Genomic DNA, 6,767 nt, shown 5'->3' on the forward strand with positions numbered 1-6,767 from the left:
AGCAAGGTGTTGCTCGACGGCGGCGCGGGCCAGTGTGTCAGCCTGGTCCTGGTTGGCAACGGTGGTGAAGACGGCCAGCAGGTCCATGGCATCACACCCATGCGCTGCGAATCACGGACGCAGTCATGAGCGCACCCAGCAAGCCGATGAAGAGCAGGACCACGGTTGGCCACCACAGCTCAAGCCAGCGGTCGATGCGTGCCTTCGGTTCAAGACCAATGCCTTCCCGGACGAGCACGGTCACCGCTTGACCAACCGGTGGCGCCGATCCGGAACCGCGCAGTGACGCGCGCTGTCCGTTGTTCAGGCAGAACTCGACGCGGTAGTAACGCCCGGAGCGGCCATAGATGCGATAGCGCCATTCATCCATCACCGTACCTTGCACCCGATGGGCATTCACGAGAAAGCCGAATTGCCTGGCGGCGATGATGAAACCGGCACCGAGCGCGGCGAGCGACGCTGCTGCGAGGATGATGATCGCGGTCGTGAGGAGCATGGCGGGTTCATCACGGAGGCAGGGCCTCGTGTTCGGCGAGCGATGCTGCCAGCCGGGCCCAGGCCGGGCGCTGGGCTGCGAACAACGTGTCGGTTGGCGTGAAGGCGGTCGGGTCGTCCAGGCTGCCGGCGTAGATCGTCACCATCTCCGGCGCCGATTCCGGTGTGCCGAAGAGCAGGCTGCCGCACTCCGGGCAGAAGTTGCGCACGGCGGGCATGCCACTGCCGCCGGTGACGCGTGACTGCTTCACCGGGCCCGTGCAGGAGAAGGACGGCTTCGGCACGCCCAGCACCGGCACGCCGCCACTGCCCGACGCGCGCTGGCAGTCACGGCAATGGCAGACGATGGAGAAGAGGGCCGGGCCGGGCGATCCGTAGCGGACGGCGCCGCACAGGCAGCCGCCGGTCAGGCGAGAGTCTTGAATCACTTCTTCGCTGCCGGCCTGTGGATCATCGTGCGCTGAAACCATGCCTCGTTCATGCGCGCCAGGAAGTCGGGCGTGATCAGGAAACCGCAGCCATCCCCGATCACGGCCTCGCTGCCACAGTGCGGGCACATCGCGGTCTGCTCGTCGATGGCCTTGGGGTCGTCCATGTTCTGCACCGTCAGGCCGGTCCAGCCGACGATGGCCTCGGGCTTGAAGATCTGCACGCAATTGCAGCAGCCGCAGCGCTTGCTCTTCTCGATCTGGGCGTAGTTGTTGGTCGTGTAGCGGTAGGCGGCGAGCAGTTCGTTCATGGCAGGTCCGAGGACAGGTTTGAGCTGGAGTGTGGCGCTGCAGCGCCTGATTCGCCATCGCGCTTGTATGGATCCGTTTTCAAAGATCGGCCGCCGGCGCCACTGATGGGTGCGGCGCGCCTTGCAGCGCCACCAGCGAAGCGTGGATGGCCTCGGCGACCCAGGGTGTCTCGGCCATGGCCGCCTCGGCGATGCCCGATCCGAGCAAGGGAATGCTGACTGACGCCGTCTCGACGATGACGGCCGACATCGTCCTCAGTGTTTCCTTCAGCGCCGCGTCGGCGTGATGCGCCCGTGGCGACGCATTGAGCACGGCGACCGGCTTGCCCACAAAAGGCTCGAAGCTGACCAGCCAGTCCAGCAGGTTCTTGATGGCGCCCGTGACGCCGTGCGCGTACTCCGGGCTGGCGATCAGCAGCGCATCCGCCACGGCGATCTGGGCATGCAGCCGGGTGACGCTGGGTGGCGGGTTCGCCTCCAGGTCCGGGTTGAAGAGCGGCAGCTCGCCCACCAGCGTGCACACGCTGACCTCGATATCCGGCGGCGCCAGGCGTTGGGCCGTGCGCAGCAGCGCAGCGTTGATGGAGGCGGCGCGCAGGCTGCCGCAAACCGCCAGAATTCTCACGACGCGCTGTCGCGCTTCTTCATGGCGCGCCGACCGGCCATGACAGCGAGCACGGCCAAGGCAAGGGCGTAGCCGGCCACTTCGAGCTTGGCGAACTGCCGGGTGGCCACGAGCGTGCCCACCACGAACACGGCGCAGGCGAAGAACAGGGCCGCGATGACAAACCACAGCCCGGGCGTCAACAGCGAGCCGTGTCGATTGGGCAGATTGAAGCTCATGCGACCGCCTACCGAGACAAAGAAGGCCGACAGGGTTCCGATGACCGCGCAGAAGATCAAGGCCGGGGTCAGCGTCGCGCCGCCGCGCGCCGCCAGCGTGAACGTGCTGAAGGCGAGGAGCACCGCGAGCGTGATGCCCAGGAGCAGGGTCACGGCACCGACAGCGCGCTGGATCCACAGGCCGCCGGGTTGATCGGCAATCGGGATTTGAGGGTTGTGGGATGCACGCATTCAATGCTCGCGGTTGTGGTGGAAGGACTATGCCAACAAAGTCAGGGTCGGCCGGATGTTGCCGAGGTGAAAACTCGCCTTGTCGGGCCGCGCCCGGGCCGTGCTGTCCGTCAATGGCGCTGACTTGCCAGCCATGTCGCCGCCGCCCGCTGCTGCTCGACGTCGAACAGGTGCCCACCGGGCGTGGCGCGCGTCTGCAAGCCGGCCCCTCGTCCCCAAGCCTGACCCAACCGTCCCCAAGCCTGCTGCACCGCATCCCACGGAAACAGCTTGTCGTCCGGCGACCCGAACAGCATCAGCGGCCTGGGCGCCATCAAAGCTGCCACATCCGGATGATCCAGCTCCGCCGCCAGCCCCGGATGGGCCATGCTGAAGGCGGACTGCCCCACCAAGGTGTGCTCGCCCGGCCGCAGCAGCCCTTCGCGCGTACACATCCAATGCGCGGCGACGCAGGCCGAGACTTCATCGCAGACGGCAGCCAGTTGCCAGGCGCGCAACGCCCCCATCGAGAAGCCCAGCACCGCGACGCGTTTGCCATCCACTTCGGGCTGCTCGCGCAGCCAGCGGTGCGAGCGCAAGTCGTCGCTGGCGATGATGCCGGCCCAGCTCTGGCCGAGTTGCATCAGGTGGTTGGCCAAGGCCTGCTGATCGTCGCGCGCCAGGCCGGGCCGGCTGCGTTCGCCCCAACCCAGGGCGTCGATGGCCAGCACGGCAAAGCCGGCTTCTACCAATGTGTCGCCGACGAAGCTGCCGCCGTAATAGCGCTGGACCCAGGCCTGGGCTGACGGCTTGGGCTGGAGCGGTCGGATCAGCTTTTCCTTGCCGATGTCAAAGCGCGCACCGTGATCGTGCATCACGACCACGGCCGGATGCGGACCGGCGCCCTTGGGGCGCAGATAGAGCGCTGGTACGTGGTCGCCTAATGCGCTACACAGCGTCAGCGCCTGGGCGATATGGCTGCCCCGGTCTTGCTCGCCCAGCACTTCGGTCGCGAAGTCGTTGCCATCGTCGCCCGGCTGCAGGATCAGCCGGCGCGCCGCGGCTTGTGCTTCGGCGCGCCAGCCAGGGCCGGGGCGCCAGGCGAGGCGCGGCCGCCAGCGGCGCTGCAGGCCCGCCAGCGTCTCGTCGAGGGTTTCGGCACGGACGAGCACCGGCCACGTCGCCAGCGCAGCAAACAGTTGGCGGCGTGCAAGGTTCATGGTCGCAAGGGGCTGCCAAGCAGGCGGCGCTGTGAGAGAGTCGGGCGATGCACCTGCGCCGTCGCGATGCCTGTCTGCTGCTCCTGACCCTGCCCGATGCGATGGTGTGGGCCGACGACAGGGCGCCGCTTCGGATCGCCTGGAGCGACTACCCGCCCTTCCAGAGCAAGGGCGCTTCCGGCAACCCGCAGGGTCTGGACGTGGRGCTGCTGGAGTTGATGGCCCAGGCCTGCGGCGAGCGTCTGCAATGGTCGCGCCGGCCTTGGGCGCGGCAGGTCCCGGACATCGCCCAAGGCGAACTGGACCTGATGTCTTCGGCCACGCACACGCCGGAGCGGCTGGCGTTTGGCGATTTCACCCAACCCTACCGAAACGAGCGCGTGGCGTTGATGGGCCTTGCGGGCGCTGCGAATCCGCCGCGCCGGCTGGCCGACCTGAAGGGCCGCCCAGTCAAGGTGGGCATGATCCGCGGCGTGTCCTTTCCGCTGTCCGTGCGCCGCGAACTCGAGGCCCCCGAACTGGCGGGCCAACTGGTGCCGCTGCACGCCAATGACCTGACGCTGTCGGCCCTGCGCTCGCGGCGCGTGGACTACGTCATCGACGACCCCGCCACGCTGCTCTACCGCGCCGCGCGTGAGCCCGGCGAGGCGGTGGAGGTGGTGCTGGAGCTGGCGGTGAGCCCGGTCCATGTCTACGTCAGCCGGCGCACGCTGGAGCGGCGGCCGGACCTGATGCAGCGCCTCAACCTGGGCCTGCAGCGCGCGCGCCAGCAGCCCGAATGGAACCGCGTGCTGGCGCGCTACCCGGGTTATTAGCCAACCCATCTCGGCAACGCCATCGACAGCGCGGGGATGTAGGTGACGGCCAGCAGTGTGGCCAACAGCGCGCCGTAGAAGGGTGCTATGGAGCGCATGACCTGGCCGACGCTGACGCCACCGATCGCGCAGCCGACGAACTGCGTGCTGCCCACCGGCGGCGTGTTCAGGCCCAGCGCGCAGTTCAGCAGCATGACGACGCCGAACTGCGTCGGGTCCATGCCGGCCTTCATGCAGATGGGCAGGAAGATGGGCGTGCAGATCAGGATGGTGGCCGCCATGTCCAGGAAGGTGCCGAGCACGAAGAGCAGCACGTTCACCCACAGGAAGATCGCCCACGGGCGGTTGCCGCTGAGTTGCTCCAGCCATTCGCCGGTCTTCTGCGGCACCTCGTACAACGCCATGAAGTAGCCGAAGGCGGCTGAGATGCCGATCAAGAGCAGCACGACGCCGGTTGTCTTGCAGGCCTTGGCGCAGGCCTCCAGGAAGCCGCGGCGGCTCAAGGATCTGTAGGCCAGCCCCGTGACGATCAGCGCCCAGCAGACGGCCGTGGCGGCCGACTCGGTGGCCGTGAACACGCCGCTGAGGATGCCGCCCAGGATGATGACGATGACCAGCAGGCCCGGCAGTGCTGCGACAAAGGCCGAGAACACAGGCCCCCAGCCGGGAAAGGCGCCGTGCGTCGGATAGCCGCGCTTCACCGCGACGCCATAGGCCGCGGCCAGATTGGACAGCGTCAACAGCACCGCCGGGATCAGGCAGGCGAGGATGAGGTTGAAGACGCTGACCGCCGCAATGCCTGCCGTGGCCAGCACATAGATGATGAGGTTGTGCGAGGTGGGCATCAGCGCGCCGACCAGGGCGGCGTGCGTGGTCACGTTGACCGCGTAGTCGGCGTCATAGCCCTCGCGTTTCATCAGCGGGATCATCACCGAGCCCATCGCCGACACATCGGCCAACGGTGAGCCGGCCACGCCGCCGAACAGCGTGCAGCCCAGCACATTGCTCATGCCCAGGCCGCCACGTACATGGCCCACCAGCCGGTTGGCGAAGTTGACGATGCGCTCGGCGATGCCGCCGTGCAGCATCAGCTCGCCGGCAAAGATGAAGAACGGGATGGCGAGGAAAGAGAAGACCTGCATGCCGCCCACCATCTTCTGAAAGACGATGGCCATGGGCAGGTCGGCCGCGAGCGCCGTCGCCACGGACGACAGTCCGATGGCAAAGGCCACCGGCACGCCCAAGAGCAGCAGCAGCACGAAGCTGCCGCACATGATCCAGAGTTCAAGACCCTCCACCTCAGACTCCCGCTTCTTCTATGGTCTGGCCGCGCCAAAGCGCGATCAGGTGCTCGATGCAGAACAGCACGATGAGCACGCCGGAGATGACCAGCGGCAGATAGTCCAGCCCCTCGGACATGCCGAGCATGGGCTTGGGCTCGGCCCATTTCAGCGTCAGCCACTCCCAGCCCGCGACGGCCATCAGCACGGCGAAGACGATCACGCAGAGATGGATGAGCGCCTCGGCCACGCGCTGCGCGCCCTTGGGCAGCAGCACCACGATGGACTCCATGCCCAGGTGGCCGGCGTCGCGCACGCCCACCGCCACCGCCAGGGCCGTGATGTAGAGCACCAGCAGCAGCGCAAAGGGCTCTGTCCAGGTGGGCGAGTCGTTGAGCAGATAGCGGCCCACGACCTGCCATTGCACGCAGACGACGAGGACGACGAGCCCCAGCACGGCCGCGCGCAGTGACCAGCGCGACAGCGCCGCGCAGAGCTTGGTGTAGGCGTTCATTTGGTGTCTTGAATCGCTTTGACAAGGGCTTGGAGTTCCGGCGTGTTGACGAACTTGGCGATGACTGGCTGGACGGCCTGGCGGAAGGCTTCGCGGTCCGGCTCGACGATCTGCGCGCCGGCGGCCTTCACGGCGGCCAGGGCCTTGGCTTCCTGCGCGTCCCAGCGTTCGCGCTCGACGGCGACCGAGGCCTTGGCGGCCTCGCGCAGCTGCTTCTGCTGGTCGGGTGTCAGCTTGTCCCAGATGCGCTTGCTGATGAACAGCCCCTCGGGCGTCATCGAATGCTCGGTGCGGCTGTAGAACTTGGCCGCCTCGAAGTGGCGGAAGCCCTCGTAGCTCGGCACGTTGTTCTCGGCCGCATCGATAAGGCCGGTCTTGAGCCCCGTGTAGACCTCGCCGATGGGCATGGGCGAGGGGTTGGCGCCCAGCGCCGTCATGGCGGCCACCCACAGGTCGGTTTGCTGCACGCGGATCTTCAGGCCCTTCATGTCGGCCAGCGTCTTGATGGGCTTGCGGGCATAGACCGAGCGGGCGCCGGAGTCGTACAGCGCCAGGCCCACCAGCCCCGAGTGCTCGCAGGCCTTGAGGATCTCCTCGCCGGCCGGGCCGTCGAAGGCATGGCGCATGTGGGCCGTGTCGCGAAACAGGAAG

General features: G+C 67.5%; 10 protein-coding genes. 1 reads left to right on the plus strand and 9 read right to left on the minus strand.

Annotated elements, in window-relative coordinates; genetic code table 11:
• Nucleotides 1-91: 91 nt before the first annotated feature.
• From AC1DU6_RS15880 to AC1DU6_RS15905, 6 genes are all read right to left on the minus strand, one after another.
• Complete coding sequence (locus tag AC1DU6_RS15880; protein ID WP_477858226.1) at nucleotides 92-496, minus strand: hypothetical protein; 405 nt, start codon at nucleotides 494-496, stop codon at nucleotides 92-94.
• Nucleotides 497-506: 10 nt separating this feature from the next.
• Entirely contained in the window at nucleotides 507-923 is a 417-nt protein-coding gene (locus AC1DU6_RS15885) for a GFA family protein (protein WP_477858228.1), read from the minus strand.
• The gene (locus tag AC1DU6_RS15890; protein ID WP_477858230.1) at nucleotides 920-1,234 is read right to left on the minus strand and encodes a hypothetical protein; all 315 of its coding nucleotides are present in this window, start codon (nucleotides 1,232-1,234) and stop codon (nucleotides 920-922) included. Before AC1DU6_RS15890 ends, AC1DU6_RS15885 begins: the two co-directional genes overlap by 4 nt.
• 79 nt (nucleotides 1,235-1,313) lie before the next feature.
• Nucleotides 1,314-1,859, minus strand: a complete 546-nt coding sequence (locus AC1DU6_RS15895) for an NADPH-dependent FMN reductase (protein ID WP_477858232.1) — start codon at nucleotides 1,857-1,859, stop codon at nucleotides 1,314-1,316.
• Nucleotides 1,856-2,308, minus strand: a complete 453-nt coding sequence (locus AC1DU6_RS15900; RefSeq protein ID WP_477858234.1) for a hypothetical protein — start codon at nucleotides 2,306-2,308, stop codon at nucleotides 1,856-1,858. Before AC1DU6_RS15900 ends, AC1DU6_RS15895 begins: the two co-directional genes overlap by 4 nt.
• A 110-nt stretch (nucleotides 2,309-2,418) precedes the next feature.
• Nucleotides 2,419-3,507, minus strand: a complete 1,089-nt coding sequence (locus AC1DU6_RS15905; RefSeq protein ID WP_477858236.1) for a dienelactone hydrolase family protein — start codon at nucleotides 3,505-3,507, stop codon at nucleotides 2,419-2,421.
• Nucleotides 3,508-3,554: 47 nt separating this feature from the next.
• Here AC1DU6_RS15905 and AC1DU6_RS15910 point away from each other — a divergent pair, with 47 nt between their 5' ends.
• Nucleotides 3,555-4,322, plus strand: coding sequence for a substrate-binding periplasmic protein (locus AC1DU6_RS15910; RefSeq protein ID WP_477858238.1), 768 nt, complete (start codon nucleotides 3,555-3,557; stop codon nucleotides 4,320-4,322).
• Here AC1DU6_RS15910 and AC1DU6_RS15915 read toward each other — a convergent pair.
• From AC1DU6_RS15915 to dctP, 3 genes are all read right to left on the minus strand, one after another.
• The gene (locus AC1DU6_RS15915; RefSeq protein WP_477858244.1) at nucleotides 4,319-5,596 is read right to left on the minus strand and encodes a TRAP transporter large permease; all 1,278 of its coding nucleotides are present in this window, start codon (nucleotides 5,594-5,596) and stop codon (nucleotides 4,319-4,321) included. The two genes, AC1DU6_RS15910 and AC1DU6_RS15915, sit on opposite strands and share 4 nt — an antisense overlap.
• A gap of 25 nt (nucleotides 5,597-5,621) precedes the next feature.
• Entirely contained in the window at nucleotides 5,622-6,116 is a 495-nt protein-coding gene (locus tag AC1DU6_RS15920) for a TRAP transporter small permease (protein ID WP_477858240.1), read from the minus strand.
• Nucleotides 6,113-6,767: TRAP transporter substrate-binding protein DctP (gene dctP / locus AC1DU6_RS15925; RefSeq protein WP_477858242.1), on the minus strand; the 655-nt coding region annotated here is incomplete at its 5' end. The genes AC1DU6_RS15920 and dctP, both read right to left, overlap by 4 nt.

Source organism: Roseateles sp. P5_B10, assembly GCF_056400485.1.

Bases quoted from the DNA above. Each gene is read 5' to 3' on its own strand.
- AC1DU6_RS15880 (WP_477858226.1), bottom strand. From the start codon at position 496: ATGCTCCTCACGACCGCGATCATCATCCTCGCAGCAGCGTCGCTCGCC.
- AC1DU6_RS15890 (WP_477858230.1), bottom strand. From the start codon at position 1,234: ATGAACGAACTGCTCGCCGCCTACCGCTACACGACCAACAACTACGCC.
- AC1DU6_RS15900 (WP_477858234.1), bottom strand. From the start codon at position 2,308: ATGCGTGCATCCCACAACCCTCAAATCCCGATTGCCGATCAACCCGGC.
- AC1DU6_RS15905 (WP_477858236.1), bottom strand. From the start codon at position 3,507: ATGAACCTTGCACGCCGCCAACTGTTTGCTGCGCTGGCGACGTGGCCG.
- AC1DU6_RS15915 (WP_477858244.1), bottom strand. From the start codon at position 5,596: ATGTGCGGCAGCTTCGTGCTGCTGCTGCTCTTGGGCGTGCCGGTGGCC.
- AC1DU6_RS15920 (WP_477858240.1), bottom strand. From the start codon at position 6,116: ATGAACGCCTACACCAAGCTCTGCGCGGCGCTGTCGCGCTGGTCACTG.